At 42.4% G+C, this 17,535-nt stretch carries 16 protein-coding genes and 2 pseudogenes; 13 read left to right on the forward strand and 5 right to left on the reverse strand.

What is annotated here, in order from left to right; translation table 11 throughout:
* Window positions 1-735: 735 nt before the first annotated feature.
* The 7 genes and pseudogenes from GQR89_RS21270 (at window position 736) to GQR89_RS03955 (ending at window position 3,009) form a co-directional block, all read left to right on the forward strand.
* The gene (locus tag GQR89_RS21270) at window positions 736-876 is read left to right on the forward strand and encodes a hypothetical protein (protein WP_199271368.1); all 141 of its coding nucleotides are present in this window, start codon (window positions 736-738) and stop codon (window positions 874-876) included.
* A gap of 54 nt (window positions 877-930) precedes the next feature.
* A complete protein-coding gene (locus tag GQR89_RS21275; RefSeq protein WP_199271369.1) occupies window positions 931-1,110 on the forward strand; it encodes a hypothetical protein in 180 nt (59 codons plus the stop codon).
* Between the two features lie 60 nt (window positions 1,111-1,170).
* Complete coding sequence (locus GQR89_RS21280) at window positions 1,171-1,458, forward strand: hypothetical protein (RefSeq protein ID WP_199271370.1); 288 nt, start codon at window positions 1,171-1,173, stop codon at window positions 1,456-1,458.
* Window positions 1,459-1,475: 17 nt separating this feature from the next.
* Window positions 1,476-1,706, forward strand: a complete 231-nt coding sequence (locus tag GQR89_RS21285) for a hypothetical protein (protein ID WP_199271371.1) — start codon at window positions 1,476-1,478, stop codon at window positions 1,704-1,706.
* Window positions 1,707-1,953: 247 nt separating this feature from the next.
* Window positions 1,954-2,180 (forward strand): annotated as a pseudogene (locus GQR89_RS21655) (ATP-binding protein).
* Window positions 2,128-2,439 (forward strand): ATP-binding protein, encoded by a 312-nt coding sequence (locus GQR89_RS21660; protein ID WP_304611189.1) that lies wholly within the window; start codon window positions 2,128-2,130, stop codon window positions 2,437-2,439. The pseudogene GQR89_RS21655 and the gene GQR89_RS21660 overlap by 53 nt, the downstream one beginning before the upstream one ends.
* 345 nt (window positions 2,440-2,784) lie before the next feature.
* A complete protein-coding gene (locus GQR89_RS03955; protein ID WP_158768860.1) occupies window positions 2,785-3,009 on the forward strand; it encodes a hypothetical protein in 225 nt (74 codons plus the stop codon).
* Between the two features lie 227 nt (window positions 3,010-3,236).
* On the opposite strand, the gene GQR89_RS03960 is transcribed toward GQR89_RS03955, so the two are convergent.
* A complete protein-coding gene (locus GQR89_RS03960) occupies window positions 3,237-3,737 on the reverse strand; it encodes an Lrp/AsnC family transcriptional regulator (RefSeq protein WP_158768861.1) in 501 nt (166 codons plus the stop codon).
* Window positions 3,738-3,909: 172 nt separating this feature from the next.
* Between GQR89_RS03960 and GQR89_RS03965 the strand changes: the two genes are divergently transcribed.
* The 4 genes from GQR89_RS03965 to GQR89_RS03980 all read left to right on the forward strand — a co-directional run bounded on the left by GQR89_RS03965 (window position 3,910) and on the right by GQR89_RS03980 (window position 10,073).
* The gene (locus GQR89_RS03965; protein ID WP_158768862.1) at window positions 3,910-6,036 is read left to right on the forward strand and encodes a TonB-dependent receptor; all 2,127 of its coding nucleotides are present in this window, start codon (window positions 3,910-3,912) and stop codon (window positions 6,034-6,036) included.
* Between the two features lie 75 nt (window positions 6,037-6,111).
* Complete coding sequence (locus tag GQR89_RS03970; protein ID WP_158768863.1) at window positions 6,112-7,398, forward strand: cytosine permease; 1,287 nt, start codon at window positions 6,112-6,114, stop codon at window positions 7,396-7,398.
* Window positions 7,399-7,410: 12 nt separating this feature from the next.
* Window positions 7,411-8,991 carry a hydantoinase/oxoprolinase family protein gene (locus GQR89_RS03975; RefSeq protein WP_158768864.1) on the forward strand — a complete coding sequence of 527 codons (1,581 nt, stop codon included), beginning with the start codon at window positions 7,411-7,413 and terminating at the stop codon, window positions 8,989-8,991.
* Window positions 8,988-10,073: a DUF917 domain-containing protein gene (locus tag GQR89_RS03980; protein ID WP_158768865.1), complete on the forward strand. Its 1,086-nt coding sequence runs from the start codon at window positions 8,988-8,990 to the stop codon at window positions 10,071-10,073. Before GQR89_RS03975 ends, GQR89_RS03980 begins: the two co-directional genes overlap by 4 nt.
* A 310-nt stretch (window positions 10,074-10,383) precedes the next feature.
* Here the strand turns inward: GQR89_RS03980 and GQR89_RS03985 are convergent, their stop codons facing one another.
* Window positions 10,384-10,680 (reverse strand): FCD domain-containing protein, encoded by a 297-nt coding sequence (locus GQR89_RS03985; RefSeq protein WP_158768866.1) that lies wholly within the window; start codon window positions 10,678-10,680, stop codon window positions 10,384-10,386.
* Window positions 10,681-11,493: 813 nt separating this feature from the next.
* Here GQR89_RS03985 and GQR89_RS03990 point away from each other — a divergent pair.
* Window positions 11,494-13,200, forward strand: coding sequence for a carbohydrate-binding protein (locus GQR89_RS03990; RefSeq protein WP_158768867.1), 1,707 nt, complete (start codon window positions 11,494-11,496; stop codon window positions 13,198-13,200).
* 426 nt (window positions 13,201-13,626) lie between these two features.
* On the forward strand, window positions 13,627-14,208 hold the full coding sequence (locus GQR89_RS03995; protein WP_158768868.1) for a cold-shock protein: 582 nt from the start codon (window positions 13,627-13,629) through the stop codon (window positions 14,206-14,208).
* 22 nt (window positions 14,209-14,230) lie between these two features.
* Here GQR89_RS03995 and GQR89_RS04000 read toward each other — a convergent pair.
* The 3 genes and pseudogenes from GQR89_RS04000 to GQR89_RS04010 form a co-directional block, all read right to left on the reverse strand.
* A pseudogene (locus tag GQR89_RS04000) lies at window positions 14,231-14,545 on the reverse strand (transposase); the annotation flags it as partial.
* Window positions 14,546-14,886: 341 nt separating this feature from the next.
* Window positions 14,887-15,783, reverse strand: a complete 897-nt coding sequence (locus tag GQR89_RS04005) for a LysR family transcriptional regulator (RefSeq protein WP_158768869.1) — start codon at window positions 15,781-15,783, stop codon at window positions 14,887-14,889.
* 13 nt (window positions 15,784-15,796) lie between these two features.
* Window positions 15,797-17,512, reverse strand: coding sequence for a Na+/H+ antiporter NhaC family protein (locus GQR89_RS04010; RefSeq protein WP_158768870.1), 1,716 nt, complete (start codon window positions 17,510-17,512; stop codon window positions 15,797-15,799).
* Window positions 17,513-17,535 lie beyond the last annotated feature (23 nt).

A 17,535-nucleotide genomic window follows, 5' to 3' on the forward strand; every position in this document is an offset into this window, starting at 1 on the left:
CGGTAAATCAGATCAGGATCTTTTCAGACTGGTTTCCAAAACTTTCTTTTTGGGACAAAAACACAGCTCAGTTGTTTCGTTTTTTTAGTTGCAGAATTAACGTTGCGATGATGAAAAAAATTATCGTTGGGTAAGCGTTTTATTACCGATAATTTTTGGTGCATATTCCAGCCCAACGTGAATACTGAATCCGGCCCCAACGTGAACACTTTTTGGGTATCACCGTAATGAGTGTTCATTTTCAGACGGAATGACTTTCCCTGCTTTGATTTTGTAACTGCTAACTTATTTCCGTTTGCTTAAGGAGCAGGTTATGCCAGCACACAGATTATCAATGCGTAAATTAAGAGATATATTGAGGCTGAAGCTGTAATCTGACCTCAGCATTCGTCAAATCAACCGAAGTCTGCGAATAAGCGTAGGCTTGATGTCTATAACAGTGAAAAACGCGCAAGTGCTAGGACTTGATTGGCCTGCTGTAGAAGCACTGGATGAGCGCGGTTTAGCCGACTTTTTTTTACCCTAAAGGGCTGATCAGCGTGAAATACCTGACTGGGTAGAAGCGCGTTGGGAGCTAACGAAGCCAGGTATGACCAAATACCTAGCTTGGGAGGATTATGCCGAGCAATATCCTACACGAAGCTTTGGTTACTATCAGTATTGCTACCATTATTCAGTCTGGAGTAATAAGCAAAGGCGCTCTATGCATCACATATTGCGGGAGAAAAGCTGTTTGTGGATTATGCAGGGCAAACAGTGCCCATTGTCAGCAGCACTGCAGGGGTGGTGCGAACCGCGCAGATATTCGTCGCGGTGATGGGCGCATCTAATTACACCTACGCAGAAGCCACTAACACAAAAGCCTTACCCGATTAGGTGCAAAGCCATGCGAGTTGCATCTCGCTTTTAAGCGGGGTCCCGCAAATAGTCGTGCCTGACAACTTAAAAAGTGGTGACATACGTGCATGTAAATACGACCCCGATGTCAATCAAACCTATCAGAAAATGGCGGCGCATTATGGCGTGGCGATTATTCCAGCGATACCCTACAAACCCAAGGCCGAAGTTAGCGTGCAAATCATTGAGCGCTGGATATTAGCGCGCATATGAAACATCACCTTCTTCTCGTTAGCAGAGCTTAACCAAACGATTAAAGCCCTGCTTGAAGACGTGAGTAATCGCCAGTCAAAATATCTAAAAGGGAGTCGAAAACACTGGTACGAGATCATTGATAAACCCAACCTAAGCCCGTTACCCAGGCATGCGTATGAATACACTGATATCAAGCCTGTAAAAGTGAATATTGATTACCACGTGCAATACGATGGCCACTTCTACTCAGTCCCTCATCACTTGGTCGGAGAGCGCATTGATCTGCACGCTAAATTCAACATGATTGAACTCTACTTCCGTGGCATTTTAGTGGCAAACCACGCAGACAATATCGCTACGGCATGACCACCACACCTGCACACATGACCAAACAACATGAGGTTTACCATAAATGGGATAAAGCTAAACTGGTGATCTGGGCTAAAAACGTTGGCCCTGCCAGTCTTGATTGGGTTGAAGCCCAGTCCCAACGTAAGTCCTGCAAGGAGCAGGCGCTTAGAGTCTGTTTAGGTATGTTGAATCTAGGCAAGAAGTATCCGCACAGTCGCTATGATAAAGCCTGCGTTATTGCCAATCAGCACAAGCTATACTGACTTAAAAAAATCAAAGACATCTTAAAAGCAATAAAGATAAATTGCATCAAGATGCGTCTGAAATCACCTCTACCTTGCACAAGTTCACGAAAACATCCATGGCCCATAAAGCTTCCTCTAACAGGACGATTACATGATAAATCAAACCTTAAGCCAACTGCGTCAACTGAAACTCAACGGCATGGCAAGCGCACTCTAACTGCAAAGCGAACAACACGAGCGTGAAATACGTAAACAAAAAAGGCTATTGAAAGCCGCCAAACTGAAAATACATGCCAATGCCCAATATATTGATTACAGCCAGCCACGAGGCGCTCAGCAAACTCAAATGGCATCATTACTAACTGTGAATGGGTAAGCAAACATCAAAACCTATTACTCACTGGCCTTTGTGGTAGCGGTAAAACATACTTAGCGTGCGATGCCGCACACCCCCGCCTGCACCAAAGGCTACAGTGCCAGATATTATCGTAGCTCTCGCCCGATGATAACGTTGACACAAGCCAAGGCCGATGGCACTTACACTAAAGCGCTAAATCTACTCGTTAAAATCGACATGTTAATACTGGATGACTGGGGACTAGAGCCGCTTAAATCTGCACAACGCAACGACCTAATTGAAATAATGAATGATAGAGATGGCAGCACTTCCACGGTGATCATCAGTCAATTGACGACTGGCCAAAGGTATCAATCCATCGGCGATAATACGCTTGCTGATGCCATATTATAAAGGCTGATGCAAAACGCGCATCGCATTAATTTAAACGGAGAATCTATGCGAAAAATACGCTCTGAATTGACTTAACGTGAACACTTAGGGTACAAAACAGACTAGCCCAATGCGGGGACGATCAGATTGGAATGGGTGTTCACAATCACCGGAATATGCACAAACTGTCGAGTTGATAATGTGACAGAGTTTTTAGCTTTACTCTGCCACAAAACTCTGTCACATTATCGTCATATAAACTCAAGACCATGGGTTCTGTGCCTTGTAGAGATATGGAGGGGAATCCCTCTCTCTCCGCCAAATACTAAAAAGGGCTCTACGGAAACGTAGGGCCCTTTTTGGTAATTGATAGAGGATCAAGACGAGGTTCGGTCTTTACAACGCATTTCTCTAATTCACAGCCATGAAATGGGACAGCTTTATTCTCCTAAGCTGGCAAGTGTGATCACGCCGAGATTTAAGATTGGTCAAGTCGCTGCCCAGCAACTGCTGTCTCGCATAAATGGCCTGCAAGTTATCGATGCGTATATCGATCTGGGCTTTGAAATTAACGATGGAGAGAGTATTTAGATAAAAATACGGACGCTAGCATTAAATATTATCTGGAGTAATGTAATTACCAAGGGGTAGTGTCGGTATGATTTCTGATTCGTGCGAAAACATCTTATAGTCAAATCGCAGGTTAACGGTCAAATTCAATTCGCAAGCAATATTTATATTTTCTCGCCTACATTCAGCTTAGTATTCAGTGGTCAAATAATGGTCACAGTCTCAAATACCTTGAGTTTTCTTGAGCCTTACTTCAACCACTCCAACTTTTGTAGCGGATAGCCCAGGTACCACTTGGCGCGTTCTAATATAATGCGTGTCTTAACTTTTTGTATGCCCAAATCAGGATTGCCATTCACTGCATCGCAAAGTTCATTGAGGGCTTGGGTGTCAGAGCAACAGGTAAAGCAAATATAATCCACATCGCCGGTAATCCTCAGGCAGTCCATAAATTCTGGGATGACATTTATGGCATCCTCAAAGACTTTTCTAGCCTTTGGATTATTTGCTTCAAGGGTGAATTCTACATAAGCCAAGACATTTTTAGCGATACGATTTAAATCAAGGTCGGTGTGAAAACCGATAAAATAGCCAGCTTCTTTAAGCGCTTTAGTTCTCTGAAAACAGGCACTGTTTGATAAACCCACACGTTCGCTTAGTTCTTGATTGGAAATATCAGATTGGGTATGAACTATGGTTATTATCTTTTTATTAATCCGATCAAGTTTGATGCTTTTTTTAATGCTCATTTAATGGCCATTGAAGTTAAAAAACGATTATTTTGTGAGAACAGCTAAGAAATAAAGATTATCCGTGTGTCAGCTGTTTCTTCAACAGAATGTTTTTGTTGGCTGGTAATATACTACAGCATCAAACTAAAACAAAAATTGCTAATTGAACATCTATACGGGAATCAACACAATGTCTAAGCGTCTAAATAAAATCACGACTGCCTTGATTGTGCCAAGCACTTTACTGTTTGTTGCTAATTCACAGCTTGTCGCCGCCGAAGAATCACTCGATAAAACCTTCGAAAAAATAGTTGTCACTGCTCGCGGACGAGCTGAGAGCCTCCAAGAGATCCCAGAGTCCATCACCTCATTTAATGCCGAACAAATTGAACGTGCTGGTATTAAGAGTTTTCGTGATGTTGCTGATCTGACCCCCAATTTAAGCCAATTAGACAATTTTCGTCCGGGTTTAGCTCGAATCCAAATCCGCGGTTTAATCACTCCTCAGGTAGGTGATGCGCCTTTAGCCTTTGTGGTGGATGGCATTACTGCCTCTGATTTGGAATTTATGAATCAACAGTTATTCGATATTGAAAGAATCGAAATACTGCGTGGCGCTCAAGGTGCACTTTATGGACGCGGTGCTATAGGTGGTGCGGTTAATATTACCACTCGCAGACCTACTAACGATTTTGAAGCGCGGGTCAGTACGTCTTTTGCCAGTGGTAACGATATGCGCTTATCTGGTGTCGCGTCTGGTGCTGTGGTTGAAGATAAAGCCTACTTTAGAGTCGGAGCGTACCGACGTGATTACGATGGGCAACTTGATAATACATTTTTAAATCAAAGCGTCGATTTTCATGAAGAAAACTCGGTGTTTGGCAAACTGAGCATCGATATTTCAGATGATTCTATCCTTGATTTAAATGCACGTTTGACTGATACAGAATCAGGCATTGGATATTACCAAGCGGTCGACGCCAATACTGTTGAAGATTTTTCAATTCAAGTTGAACACAACGTACCAGGTTTAGATACTCGCGACCTTAGCGAATTTAGCGCACGATTCTCCCACGAATTTGAAGCATCTACTCTTGAATTAATAGCAGGTCACAGTGAATCAGATCAAAACGGTTTTTCTGATGCCGATTATTCCAATAAAGAAAGTGACTTTGACGGTTTTTACTATGCAAGCGCGCAGGAAAACATTTTAAAAGTGAAGTCGACCACCTTTGAAGCGCGCCTAAAGTCGAACGACGATACACGATTGCGCTGGGCAGTCGCAGCCTTTAAGCAGGAACGCTCACGAGACAGTGAATATCATAACTATGACGATTTGGTCGGCAATCAGCCGATGACCCGCTCTGATTTTGATGACAGCCTAATTGCATTTAGCATATTGGATGATAACAGCAGCAGCGCTTGGGCTTTATCAACACAGCTAAACTATGATGTAACTGAGCAGATCGAAGTGACGGCGGCAGTTCGTTATGACACCGACGATAGAGAATCTTTTGACTCGCGCTTTGTTGAAGAGACCTTTGAGCAAAAAACCTTTTCAGAGCTACAGCCCAAATTTTCAGTGGCCTATCAAATGAATAATAACACACTTATCTATAGTGGTTATTCACGTGGTTTTCGTAGCGGCGGGTTTAACGAACCCCACCCAGACATTAATCGCACTTTTGATAAAGAAATTTCTGATAGCTTTGAAGTAGGCTTGAAAACTAGCATATTAAATGGCAACGGCACCTTTAATTTCGCTTTGTTTAGAATCGATCAGGAAAATGCGCAGGTTACCCGCTTTAATGGGACAACCTTTACTTTAGAAAACATCTCAGTTGATGATGTCAGAACCCAAGGTATTGAGTTTGAGCTTTCTGTACAGGCGAGTGATAATTTAACCTTGATGGCGAATGGCGGGATAATTGACTCTGACATTCAAGCATTTTCTGAACGCCCTGATTTAATTGGCTATTCGTTACCCCATGTGGCTGATTACAACCTCAATTTGGTTGCCGAGTATGAATATGCGCTGTCATCTGAGTTGGATTTAATCCTACGCGCCGATGTGAACCACACAGGTCCTAGAATATTCAGCTTTGATTTTGCCGATATTCAATCTTCCAAACGAACCATGATTAATCTCAGAGCTACCATTGAAGCCGAGGCTTGGTCGGTAACGGCCTTTGCAGACAACTTAACTGATGAACGCCAAGTAGAAGATTTAGTGCTGTTAGGTAATAGCGTGGTGTCACTTGGACGTTTCCCGAATATTGGCTCTAGCTTTGGTGTTCAGGTTAATTATGACTTTTAATTGGCTGTGCTCGTATCGGTACTCATTGCTCAGTAGCTTGTTATTAAACCCACGACTGTTAGTGGAGTTAGGTCTATGAAACAGGAACTAAATGAGTTTTCTGCAGTAAAAATCACCAATGCCCAGTTAGTACCTTGGCCCAGAGTGGCAGCCGTTGGAGCAATGGTGGCCTTTTCATTACCCACATTTATTACGGGTCTTGAAATCCATCAGGCGCTCGAACCCATACAGGCACTTTTGGCCTTGGTCATTGGTTCACTGATTATATTTGCTATCGGTGGTGTGATGGGTGTGATTGGCGCAAAAACCCGCATGAGTTCCTATTTGCTGGTGCGAATAGCCTTTGGCGACAAAGGCGCAAGCATAGTTAATATTGCTTTTGCTATTTCGTTGCTTGGCTGGTTTGGGGTCAATATAAACTTGTTCGGTGATGCAGTTTCCCGTCTAGCCTTGGATGTCTTTGAAATCAAGGTCGCACCTTTAACCTTGGCCATTATTGCCAGTTTTTGTATGACACTCACCACAGTTATCGGTTTTAAAGCGATTAATTGGTTGGCAACAATAATGGTACCCATACTCGCGGGGGTAACGTTTTTATTGGCTTATTCTGCGCTGAGCGAACATTCATTTTCACAAATAATGGCGACTGAAAAAGTCGCAACTTTTTCCCTTGGTCAGGGTATTTCAGCGGTAGTGGGTGCGATTATTATTGGCGCTATCATTTTGCCAGACATCACCCGTTTTGTTAAACACTGGTCCAGTGCCATTTACATCGCTTTTATTGCTTATGTTGTAGTGCAACTTTTGGTTATGGGCGCTGCGGGCTTAGCTGGTGCCGCTTCAGGCAAAACAGACATATTGGATATCATGATTGATCTTGGCCTCGGTCTAGGTGCCTCTATCATTGTTATTGCCGGCTCTTGGGTACTGAACTCCCTAAATCTATACAGCGCTGTGCTGAGCACCACTGCTACTTTTCCCAAATTAAATGCAACCTTAGTGACCATTTGTTTAGGTTTAGTGGGTATTTTTGTGGCCTTATTAAATCTGCTCGACAACTTTATTACCTTTATCTTTTATCTGTCGATTATTTTTGTGCCGGTTGCAGGGATCATCATCAGCGACTATCTGTTTATCCGTCCTCACGCCTATAACATCGAGTCCCTTAGCGATAATCGCACTTTTGCACCTAAAGGATTTATTGCTTGGTTGTTGAGCGCCGTTTTCGCCATTTTAAGTACTGAAAGTCTGATTTCCTCACCATCCGGAATAGCAGCTATCGATGCCATTATTCTTGCTGGCATTATCTACACAACCCTTTCTTGGAATGAACGTCGTTCCAGTCATCGCATAAAGAGCTAGAGGTAAAACACAATGAGAATTGGAATAGATGTAGGCGGCACGCATACAGATGCAGTGATTATGCAAGGTGATAACGTATTGGTATCGACCAAAGCGCTTACCTCCGCAGATGTTATTTCGGGGATCACCAATGCGCTGGACGTTATTTTAGGCGAAAGTGGCATTTCACAAGATAAGATTGAAACCGTGATGATCGGCACCACTCAGTTTACCAATGCCATTATTGAACGTCGTGAACTGGCCCAAGTGGCAGCGGTGCGCATTGGTTTACCATCAGGTAACGGCATGCCTCCTATGCTGGATTGGCCACAAGATCTCAAAGATGCACTTGATAGTGAATGCTTCATGCTGCATGGCGGCTACTTATATGACGGTTGGTCGTTAGCTGACATAGATGAAGTTGAAATCACTAATATGATTAACAGCATGCTTAAAAGCGGGGTTAAAAATATTGCCATTGCCTCAGCATTTTCACCAATTAATTCAGCACCAGAAGAACAAGTTGCGGCTAAAATACGCCAAGCCATTCCAGATGCCAAAATCACCCTATCTCATAGTTTTGGTCGTTTAGGTTTAATGGAACGGGAAAATGCGGCCATTCTTAATACCACTTTGCTGCCTTTTGCCGACAAAGTCGTTAGCTCGTTTTTAGGTGCATTAAAAAAACGCGACTTACACTGCCCTGTCTATATCAGCCAAAATGATGGCACCTTGATGAGTGCTGACTTTGTGCGTTCCTTTCCGGCTCTGACCTTTGCTTCTGGCCCCACCAATTCATTACGTGGAGCCTATAAATTAACTGGCTTGAAAGACGCCATAGTGGTGGATATTGGTGGCACCACATCTGATATAGGCGTGTTGCAAAATGGCTTCCCGCGGGAATCCAATGTGATCATTAAAGTTGGTGGCGTACGCACTAACTTTAGAATGCCCGATATATTGGCGATTGGCTTGGGTGGTGGCAGTATTGTTTCAGCCGACGGTTCCTCAATTGGGCCGCGTTCAGTAGGTCATCGATTAGTAACAGAAGGTTTGGTGTTTGGTGGCAAAACCCTAACCACTACCGACATTTTGGTGGCCAGTGGCGGTGCAGACGTTGGCGACAAATCAAAAGTCGCACATATATCGGCTGAAACCATCCGCAAGGCAAAAGCAACCTTACATGCCATGCTTGATAAAAATATTGACATGATGAAGCCTGGTGGAAAATCAATGCCCGTTATACTGGTAGGCGGCGGTGCAATACTGGTTACCGATGGATTAAACGCGGCTTCAGAAATCCATCGACCCGAACATGCTGGTGTCGCAAATGCGATAGGGGCTGCCATTGCACAAATCGGCGGAGAAGCCGAGCAAATGGTGTCTTACCGCACCTTAGCTCGCGAAGAAGCAATTAAACAAGTCACCAAAGATGCTATGCAACGCGCTATTGATGCAGGGGCAGCAGCAGAAACCTTGCGCACGGTTGATATCGAAGAAACCCCCGTTCCCTATATGGATGAATCTAGCACCTGTATTCGTGTAAAAGTGATTGGTGAATTGGCCAGTTCGTCTGCTAACTCATCTGACAATACACAGGAGTCCACAATATGAAAATTGAACTTAAACATTTAGACGATTTAGCATTGGGTTCGGTTTTTTTGGCAACCGGTGGCGGCGGCGACCCTTATGTACCACGCTTAATAGCGGAACAAGCTATCAAACAATTTGGGCCAGTTGAGGTCATCGACCCTTCTGAACTAAACGATGATGCTTATGTGGTTGCCATTGGTTCAGTAGGAGCACCAACGGTGAGCCTAGAATTGTTGCCTTCAGTAGAGGACGCTGCCAATACATTAGCCGCATTTGAAAAACACGTTGGAAAAACAGTCGATGCAGTGGCTTCTTTTGAAATTGGCGGAGGAAATTCATTAATTCCTTTAGTGGCAGCAGTAGGAAGAGGCCTTCCTGTTATTGATGGTGATGGTATGGGCAGAGCGTTGCCTGAAGCCCAGATGATGAGTTATGCCATTGCTGGTGTTAAACCCACCCCTGCGCTTGCCTATGATTATGCGGGTAATATTGCAACCTTCTCCACTAACAGCACAGAAGTTTATGAACGACACATTCGCAGCCTAGCGATGGCGGCGGGTGGCATGATTACCACTGCTGAGCATCCGATGACCGGACGTGAACTTAAAGATTCCATCATTCCGGGCACTTTGTTGTTCTCCATTAAACTTGGACAGACCTTGCGTGAAAATCGTGGCTTAGCGACAGAAATGCTTGCGCCATTGCAGGCCCTTTTCAAAGACTCAATTTATGGTGAATGTCGCTTAATCTATACCGGAAAGGTCATTGACAAAGCTACCCGAATTGTTGGCGGTTATGACATTGGTGAAGCCACAATTGAATCTTTTGACAGCAGTGATTCACCCTTGAGTGTTAGCATTAAAAATGAATATTTGCTTGCTCGCAAAGGAGAAAAGGTTGTCACCAGTGTGCCAGATTTAATTGTTATAGTTGACTATGAAACCTCAACGCCAATTAATGCTGAACGACTGCGCTATGGCCAAAGAGTGGCAGTATTTGCGGTTGGCTGTCCTCAGTTTTATCGCTCAGAAGAAGCCCTTAAAGTTGTTTCTCCCCGCTGTTTTGGATTTGACTTTGATTATGTTGCCCTTGAGGATATTTAACCGTCGACATTGCTTTGCAATTGGGTTCGACTGATTAAGTAAAATCATTGAATTTGCGGTTGAAGGCGTTGGAACTGATTGACTCCAGACCGCTCAAAGTGGTCTATGGATATAGTGAATGCTCCAATAACTAAGCTAAATAACACATACACCTATGGTTATTTATAATTTCAGAGTTCTTTTTTCTGTGTGCTTAGTGGTTCAAACGCTTTTGACTATTAGCTAGCAGCTAGTTACTTGTGCCTGCCTCTCGCTCGTAGACGATCGTCAGACTAAGTAGGATTTATTCAATTAAGGGGGGTTAACACCACTACAGCTGATCAAAGCGATATTTTTCGATAATACCGAGTAGATTTTGCTTACCTTTCTGGCGGTGTAAGCTATGAATTTCTCCTGCTCTTTTCGCATCGCCAGCTCTAATAGCTTCAACTACAGCAATATGATCAGCTGTTGAATCTGTGGGCTTATTACGCAGTTCAAGTGTAAAATAGCGAACTCTATGAGCTTGCCCCCAGAATTGAAGAACCACCTGCTTCAAGCGAACATTTCCGCATAATTCTAATAGACACAGGTGAAACTCTTCATCAGCTTGAATGAGGGTTCGCATATTTGTTGCTTTTACGCTGATACATTTACGTTATACGAACTCAACCACTCGAGTTCTGTGGGCTGTAGTGTTATGACTGAGAGAGAGGGGAACAGGACTTGGTTCGGTCTTTACCGCTGAGTTGAATCAATCCACAGCCATAATTTGCACCTTTCTTACTTATCTGATTATTTCAAGCGAATTTACCTAGGCACCCATTTTAAAAAAACCAAACCAATTTAAAGGTTTATGAGCGTACAAAGATAAATATCTCAAATTACTAAAACAGCATTGGGTACGGCACAAACAACATTGCCCCCCTCATAAGTGAGCCTAAAGCTCATCTATGATTTCGTGGGGATCTACAGATTCTAACCCTAGATACTCTTACATATCCATAATCGCTGACTACCCAATCACGCATCAGTTACCAATCAGTATAAATTGGTAACTCTTAAAATATTAAAAACACGCACGAATAAAAGCACTCTCTAAAGAAACGACCTAACCAGCACGGCAAACCAATGTAAATAAATTGGATATGAAATGTTAACATTTCACCCCCACCAGGGTTAAATTAAGATATTGATTTTAAACGATTAATTTAGCCAGAAATTACATGAAACGAAAATATAGTGTATAAATAGGTAACTATATACATAAAGTGTTAAAATAATTGGTTGATTTTATTACCCTTATGGTTAATTATTTCCTTCCACTTCTGGTAATTGGTAATACCAATTTAATTTACCAATAAATAATGGAGATAGTTTTTTCGAACGGAGATGGTGAATTTAATTTGTATACCAAAATAATAATTGGGAAAAATAACGCATGAATTTTAACATTCGTAAGACCTCTTTATATTTAGCTTTAACTACGGCACTTTCAATGGCCTGCGCTCTTAGCGCCCATGCAGAATCGGTTAGTATAGATAACTCAGGTTTCGAAGATGGCTTTGATGGGTGGAATGATGATGATCCATCAGCTATTTCAAGCAATTCATACAGCGGATCTAAGTCAGCTAAAATAACAGGCTCAGGCGGGCGTGTTGAGCAAACTGTCTCGTTAACTGCAAACACTGATTACATACTCACAGCTTACGTCGAAGGCAGTGGAGAAATTGGAATTAACCTAGGAACATCAACAGAATCAACTAAATCCACGTCTGATGATTGGAATAAAGTTACTGTTAGCTTTAATTCTGGCACCACAACATCTGGTGCAATGTTTGGTAAATATTACAATGATGAAGGTCGTTTTGATGATTTCACTTTAATATCCACAGGTGAGACAGAACCAGGTACTGGTTCAGGCTCAGAAACTAGTATTCCAGGCCTAATTCAGGCAGAAGACTACGACAATTACTACGATACAACCTCTGCAAATAAAGGCGGCCAATACACGACTGACAGCGTGGATGTGCAAACAACTGCTGATACAGGCGGCGGCTACAATGTTGGCTGGATTGTTGCTGACGAATGGCTAGAATATAATATCGATATTCCCAGCACTGCTTCCTATACCTTGGATGCTCGGGTCGCATCACCAAGAACTACTGGTAGTTTTATTGTACAAGTTGATGGTTCACAAGTTGGTGATGAAATCGATGTTGGTAATACCGGTGGATGGCAGTCTTGGGCAACTAAATCAATCGATTTAGGTCAATTAAGCGCTGGCTCTAGCACATTAAAAATCCTAGTGACGGGTTCTAATTTCAATATTAATTGGTTGGAAATTTATGAAACAGAAGATGGAACTATCGATACAGCCTACGGTAATGAGTGTGAGGAAACCGGGCGAATTTTATACAATGCCTCGTGCGAAGAGTACTCTGAAGTCTATGAAGCAGAATCTGGTGAACTTGGTGAAGAAGACCATATTATTTCATTGTCACCTATCGAAATGACCTTTGATGCACTTGCTGCACAGCATGTTACAGAGAATGGTAACGGCTGGAGACATGAGCTTAAAATTAAGTCCAATGGTGAATATCGCGTAGGTATGACAGAAGTATACGAAGAATTTAAAGCAACCATAACAGCTACGCTAGATGACGGCGCGAAAACAATTGTAGCGCAACATCATGCTGCAGATACGGCAACTATTACTAAATTATATATTGCTGATTTAGATGAAGGTGGCTTTGAAAACGCGCCAGATGGAACAGAGTCTGACAGTGTTGCCATGAATGGTGTATTTGATGTGTATATTCGTTTAGCAGACCCTGATAGCGATGGAGAAACAAAACATTTACTCACAACGATACGTTCAGGTGAGAGCTTTGAATTTGAAGAAATAAACGATCACGGTGTAGTGACTGTAACAATAAACGGTATGTCACTCGACCCTATTTCAGTCGATGATTCTTCAGAGTCATACTTCAAATTTGGTAACTACCAACAAGCTCAAAACCCAGAAACAGGTGAAAAGTTAGTCAGCGGAGATGCAGATGATGATTACGCTGATTTTTATGCTGAGTACTTCGATACGAGCGAAATCACATTTACTAAAATGAGCTACACTCGCACACTAGATTAGTCACATATGAAGTCAAATTAAAAGTGACAATGTTTATTTAGAAACTCAATAAAAAAGCCCACATCCAAGTGGGCTTTCATCAACTAAGTACCTTATTTTCAATAATTAACTTAACATGAGAGTCCTGTTAATCCCTTTAAAGCGATATTAAATTAGAAGAGCTGAACATGTTTAGAAAACATAAGATGTAAAGCCTAAAGAGATAACATACGAGCGAGTGAAAGGTTATTTCTTGTGACTAACTTAGACGTTTCAATGCCATTTATAGCTATTTATTTTTATGCGTACAAAAGAAACCAGATATGACAGGCACAAACCTAACAAGCCAAGTCATCGGAAAACTACTCACTGGCTGCGCCGAAGCGTTCCCTTATTCCGCTGCTTGGGACGTTAGAAAGACAATTTAAATCATAGTATGGAGTAAAAATGAGAGGTAAGATAAAATTTTTCTCTAAAGAAAAAGGATTCGGTTTTGTTGTAGCAGATGATGGAACTGAGCATTTCTTAGGAGTAAGAGAGGTTATTGGTGCAGACTTGCCTAATAACGGAGATATAGTAGAGTTTGAGTCACGGAAAGGAAAAAAAGGACCTTATGCTGCGCAGCTAAAGATACTTACGTCATCAGAAAATTCCGAACAGAGAAAAGATGATCGAGTTGTCTGTCCTTCGTGTAACAAAAAAATATACCCTAAGCTTATCCATGATCGGGGAGCATTTGGAGACCCCAAACCTCGCAAGTCGCTTTGTCCATTTTGTGGGGCTACAGTCAAAGATTTCTCTGGTTGCTTTATAGCCACATCGGTCTATGGAGACTTTGATGCACCTGAAGTTCTTTTTTATCGACACTACAGAGATACAGTTCTTAAGACTAAATTCCTAGGTAGAGTGTTTATTAAGGTCTATTACTTTATATCCCCATCAATTGTAACTCTCTTAGAAAAATCGCCTTATTTGACTCGTTTCATAAAAAACAAACTTGATGCATCTGTGCGTAAAGCGTCTTTCTAACAAGAGACTATGGCGTCAATAGCTAATTTGTAGCCTTTGGCGCTTCCCACATGCCCCCATCTCTCAGCATTGAATTTAAGATGACAACCATCTTTCTAATGCACGTGATAATAGCCACTTTCTTAGGTTTACCTGCTGCGACTATTCGTTGAAATGTGTCCTTAAATACGGGATTACTTTGTATTGCTGACATCATGGCCATTTACAAAACAGTCCTGTCTTGATGCCTGCCTCTTTGGATTTTCCGCAGCCCTTTATAGCGTCCACTTTCTCGATTCATGGGTGCCACCCCGACTAACGCAGACGCTTGTTTGTTGGTCATGTAACATAACTCTGGAGGTTTCTACCTCAGAAGGTTTATCATTTCGCTGTTGATTATAAAATTTAGTTAGCTGTAGTGGAGTTGGAATTTAGGGGCATGCTGTATATTTTCGCAGTTACTTCGACCATTTAATAGATTGTTCAATTTTGATATCAAACCGACTTCATGCACTTATCAAACGGTAATTTTCCTCGCCAAACTCCTTTATTGTGCATTTTCTTAACAATTGATTCTACTTCATCAAGGACAATTTTCATCGCTCTGGTCGTGGGGCGTTCAACGTGGGTGTTAGCTACAACATGGTGCAACCAACAAGTGCAAGATAGAAGCCTGCACGTTACAGGGTTAAGATCACCTTAAGGCGCAATTACGGAATCTGTCATTTCCTGTTTAACATACTGTAAAAATGTTGAACAAATTCGCGAAAGAGGACGGCTTTCAAGATACAGAGCTTTGATATCAAATTCTATAGGAGGCGATAACGAGGCGATGCTAAAATTCTCAGTTTGGTTGCCATAGGCGGTATAATAATCCACCGTACAACATCCCAGATTTTTGTCGACAAATTTAGTGGCGATATAATACGTATCTACCTGATAGGTGCTGTTAATTTGGATATCATTGGCGATGAGTCTTTCCCACACTAGCGCACCTAAGGGGCCACTGTCCCATATGCCAATCAATTCTTGATTGGCCAAAGCCTCTAGCGTCAGAGTCTTAGGTTGCTCACTAAAAACAGCATTGGGGTAACAGACGACCATCTCACTTTTGCCTAGTCTGACTTCTTTCACACTGGGTAAACTAGGAGAAGCGTAAAGGATTGCCGCATCACATTTATGTTCCAAAAGTGATTGCAGAGCTTCGTCATTGTGCATGGTTTTGAATTTAATGGACACATTGGCATGCTTGGCTTTGAATTTGGCTAACGTATTGGGAATAATCTGAAAACCCAAAGCGGGCGTGACCGCAATTTCAATCAAACCATGTTCGCTTTGCTTAATGTTTGCAGACATTTTTTTAATTGAATTGAGCTGCTTATATATAATGTCTACTTCTTTAAACAATAAATTGGCTTCAGTTGTGGGGATTAATTTACCTTTGGTGCGGTTAAATAACATAAAGCCTAACTGCAGCTCAGCATGGGCTAATACTTTACTGACCGAAGGCTGAGACACATACAATAAATTAGCCGCATTGGTAATAGAGCCGGTCGTATAAATAGCGTGGAATACTTCGATTTGTCTGAGTCGCATAACAATAAAATCTCTAGGCGAGGAAAAAGGCTGACAGGGTCCATAATATCCCTGCGCAGAGGGCGGCTATCGATGCAGGAACCAACTGAGATTTAACATGATCCATAAGATCGCAGCCTGTGGTCATCGCGCTTAGTATCGTCGTATCAGAGATAGGTGAACACTGGTCTCCGTACACACTACCATTAAGTACCGCCGCGAAACATATCGCCATATAAATTTCGGGATGGGCAACACCCTGAGCTGAGCCAATTGCCCAAGCCAGTGGCATTGCCAAAGGAAACGCAATGGCATACGTGCCCCAACTTGTGCCCGTGGAAAATGCAATAATCATGGTTAACAATTGTAAAATAACCGGCAGCGTCCAAAAAGGTAATTGTTGCCCTATTAATTCAATTAAATATAAGGCACCCCCGATTTCTTTGTTAATGCCCCCGACGGTAATAGCCAGAATAAGTAACACAGACGCCACTACGACAGATTTAAATCCATTGCCTATACCAGAAATTAACTCGTCTAAACTCATGCCTTTGACTAATGCTATGCCACATGAAAGGCAAAGTGCTGTGGCAAAAGCCCAGTTTACTTTTGGTGAACCGGTGATGATAAACGTAGTAATCGCAATGCCAATAAGCGTGACTAATGGCAGCACAAATTCATAAACCTTAGGAGTGTAATGTGCTGGTACATCTGGTTTATGCAATTCTTTACCATCTAGGGGCTTAGAGCCATCAGCGTCTAATTTTCCTGTGTGCATAGCGCGTAGTCTGGCTTGTTGAATTCGACGTCCACAATGCCAGGTAATGTTAAAACACAGCAATAGAGTGCCCAGTACTGCAATGATCCCATAAAAACTAAAAGGAATACTGCTAAAGAAAAAGCGGATCCTATCTGGCTCTGTGGCTAAAAATGCCACGCCAGGGACAAATATAAGAGATTGGATGTAGGCAGGCCAAGCATTAAACGCCAATACCGATGCGATCGGTGAAGCGGTTGAATCGACGATATAACTCATCTCTTCATGACTGACCTTCGCCTTGTCGGCCATAGGTTTAACGGTCGTGCCAACCAATACGGTACTAATGGTGCCGCCTTGGAAAAAGATCACGCCAAGCAACCAGGTCACCAACTTTGCCGAGCGTGGGCCGCGCACAAAATGCGTTGTCATATAATCGGCGAATGCTTGCGCTGCGCCAGTTTTAGACCAAACGCCCATCAGCCCACCGAGTAGCCACAGATACAGTAGTACGATGGTAGCTGCGCCATCTGAGCTGATACTAGGCAATAATACTTTGTCAGTAATATCGTATCGCCCTAATACAATCGCACCTACAATCGTGCCGCCCAATAAGGCAGTAATTGGCTCTTTGGTAAGCAAACATAATGAGATGGCTATAAAAGCAGGTAACAAGGACCAGATTCCATAATGAAAGCTAGGTTTAAGTATCACTAAACGTTCATCGGGCATCTTAACCCATTGTTGATCTAAAGCGGGTTTACCCTTACTGACCAAAGCAGTTTGCCGCAGCGGAGAATCGCGATAATCAACGACAGGTCCAACTGAAATCTCTTTTTGATTGAGTTTGTAAACCAACTCATCGTTTTGGTTTTCATAGGTTTGGTAGATGTACTGTTGTTCTTGCCAGCGAGGATCGATTTCGACATTAATATAGAATGCAGCGAGCAAGGATAAAAAAAACAAATAAAGCGCGAGTTTATTGTAATGCATAATCAGATTAAGCTAATTTCGAC

It is taken from the genome of Paraglaciecola sp. L1A13 (genome assembly GCF_009796745.1).
Taxonomy (GTDB): Bacteria; Pseudomonadota; Gammaproteobacteria; order Enterobacterales; family Alteromonadaceae; genus Paraglaciecola.

Excerpts from the sequence above, each read along its gene's own strand:
- GQR89_RS04010 (WP_158768870.1), bottom strand. The coding sequence starts at position 17,512 with ATGCATTACAATAAACTCGCGCTTTATTTGTTTTTTTTATCCTTGCTC.
- GQR89_RS03970 (WP_158768863.1), top strand. The coding sequence starts at position 6,112 with ATGAAACAGGAACTAAATGAGTTTTCTGCAGTAAAAATCACCAATGCC.
- GQR89_RS03965 (WP_158768862.1), top strand. The coding sequence starts at position 3,910 with ATGTCTAAGCGTCTAAATAAAATCACGACTGCCTTGATTGTGCCAAGC.
- GQR89_RS03980 (WP_158768865.1), top strand. The coding sequence starts at position 8,988 with ATGAAAATTGAACTTAAACATTTAGACGATTTAGCATTGGGTTCGGTT.
- GQR89_RS04005 (WP_158768869.1), bottom strand. The coding sequence starts at position 15,783 with ATGCGACTCAGACAAATCGAAGTATTCCACGCTATTTATACGACCGGC.
- GQR89_RS21660 (WP_304611189.1), top strand. The coding sequence starts at position 2,128 with ATGCCGCACACCCCCGCCTGCACCAAAGGCTACAGTGCCAGATATTAT.
- GQR89_RS03985 (WP_158768866.1), bottom strand. The coding sequence starts at position 10,680 with ATGCGAACCCTCATTCAAGCTGATGAAGAGTTTCACCTGTGTCTATTA.
- GQR89_RS03960 (WP_158768861.1), bottom strand. The coding sequence starts at position 3,737 with ATGAGCATTAAAAAAAGCATCAAACTTGATCGGATTAATAAAAAGATA.
- GQR89_RS21285 (WP_199271371.1), top strand. The coding sequence starts at position 1,476 with ATGACCAAACAACATGAGGTTTACCATAAATGGGATAAAGCTAAACTG.
- GQR89_RS03975 (WP_158768864.1), top strand. The coding sequence starts at position 7,411 with ATGAGAATTGGAATAGATGTAGGCGGCACGCATACAGATGCAGTGATT.
- GQR89_RS03995 (WP_158768868.1), top strand. The coding sequence starts at position 13,627 with ATGAGAGGTAAGATAAAATTTTTCTCTAAAGAAAAAGGATTCGGTTTT.
- GQR89_RS03990 (WP_158768867.1), top strand. The coding sequence starts at position 11,494 with ATGAATTTTAACATTCGTAAGACCTCTTTATATTTAGCTTTAACTACG.